Here is a 2,235-nt window from a genome sequence, read left to right as displayed (position 1 = left end):
GCTTGTTTACCGTTACTGTGGAAGTAGACTGGGACATTGTCAATGGTTTGTTCACCGGTAACTTTATCACCATTGACATCAACGTAGTAGAAATAGTCCTCACAATCGAAGTCTTTGCTTGAAAGTGGGTAGTGACTAATGTCTACTGGTATTGTATTATGATTGGGATCAAAAATAAAATTATGTGGGAACTGGATAAAAAAGTTATCGACAGGATTACCGTATTTATCTTGAAATTTCCAGTTATAGATATGGACGTAACGGTTTGTTACAAGTGCACCAGTATCCTTATCATAGTAGTGTCCATCAGGAGCAAAACGTCCCTTAACCTGTGCTCCATTAGGGAAGAAGTACATTTTGACATAATCAAGTGTTTGAGGTCCTTTTAGTGGTCGGCCTTCCCTATCAAGGTAATACCAGTCCTTTGCATATAAAGTTTCGCCATATATGGTACTACCAACGGAAGTCAATCCTTCTTTAAAAGTATTGGTCACTAGTTCACCAGAATCTTTGTCATAGAATTTACCGTTTTGAGCAACCCTTCCTTTGGTCTGAAAACCCCAAGGATTATCAAAGTATAGTTTTTGACCATTAATTTCAACTTCTCCTGTTGCAGCTGTACCATCTTTTGTAAAATAATACCAAGTTCCATTACGTTCGAAAAAGCGATTTTTCAAGACTTTACCACTATGATCAACATAATAGACCTTATTATTTTCATAGATAAAACGATCTCGTAACATTTCTCCAATGTCATATTGTTTATACGTATTTTCTGGACGGAAGTAATAGAAATCGCCATTAATTTCCTGAAGTCCAAGAACTATTTGTCCTTTATCATCAAGGTAGTAGGTTGAATCATTTTCATTAACAAAGCCTGCATGGGTTACTTTGCAACCATTGTCTTTATCATAGTAGTACTTAGGCATGTAATAATATTTGGAGATAAACTTCGGATCTCTTACAAATCCTCCTTTAATCTGTTTACCATTATGGGGATCGAACATAACATCTTGTCCATCAATAATGTAGGCCCCTTTTAGTGGGCTACCGTATTTATTAACATAGTACCAATTACCATTAACTTCAACGTAACGATTGGTTACGAGATTTCCTGTATTGATATCGTAGTAACCTTTAAGGTCATTATATATATCTAAATAGGCCCCTTTGACTTGTTGTCCATTATCCCGGAAGAATACTCTTTGTCCCTTAATGATTTGGGAACCGATAAGGTTTTCTCCGCTTGCATTCTTATAATACCAGTTACCTTGTTCATCGCTATAGTAGCCGTTAGGGTTTGGAGCATCTTTACCAATCCCATTTTCATCAAAGTTATAAGTCATCCCATTGATCGTTAGGCTTGTATTTACAACACGAGCTCCAGAATCAGGATCATAGTAACGGAGGACCCCATTATCAAGAACAAGCTCTCCTTTAGCTTGACGGCCGTTTGAGTAGAGATAGACGATTTGTCCATTAATAAGGGTTTCCCCATCTTTAGGACGAATAGCATTTCCATCATCACCGTAGTAGTACCATTTATCATTTTCTTTAATTGTTTGTTTTTTGACTAACTGACCGGTTTCTGAGTCAAAATAGTAACGACGGGTAATGTTTGTGGGCGTTCCATATTTATTAGAAGTTGGAAGAGTCTTTCCATCTTCTAGCTCTATGCTGATTCCTTTTTGCATGACACCAGAGTTGATTTCGAAATAATAAAGATTACCATCAATCATACGAGTTCCTGTATATTTAGAACCGTCATTATTGATAAAAAAGGTTCTTCCTTCTTTATCTTGAACGAGACCTTCTTTTCTAACTCTAGCTCCGGTGTTAGGGTCATAATAGTGCATCTTATCAAGATTACCAGAATACTTTTCACTAAAGTCTCCTTTGACTTGAGTTCCGTCATAATCAAAATAAACTTCTTGCCTATCAATGGTTTGTTCCCCCTTGAGAGGAATACCATCCTTGTCAACATAGTACCAGTTTCCCTTATATTCTAGATACCGTTTGGTTTGTAGTTGACCAGTATTATCATCAAAATAACGGTATAGTTTGTAATTTACGATTTGTGGTCCTTTAATTTGTTTTCCGTCCTCCCAGAAGGAGACTCTTACGTTATCAATCGTTTGATCTCCAGTAAGTTTTTTCCCATTAGCATCTTCATAGTACCAATTCCCCTGTTTATCACTGTAGTAGTGACCGCCAGTGATATTATTTTCAGCAGAG

1 protein-coding gene is annotated in these 2,235 nt (G+C 36.8%); it reads right to left on the bottom strand.

Annotated elements, in window-relative coordinates:
• Positions 1 to 2,235: glucosyl transferase (locus HMPREF2877_RS06020; protein WP_070579154.1), on the bottom strand; the 2,235-nt coding region annotated here is incomplete at both ends.

Origin of the sequence: Streptococcus sp. HMSC072D03, assembly GCF_001812855.1 — a bacterium.
Taxonomy (GTDB): Bacteria; Bacillota; Bacilli; order Lactobacillales; family Streptococcaceae; genus Streptococcus; species Streptococcus salivarius_D.
This window is presented reverse-complemented; position numbering and strand designations above follow the sequence as displayed.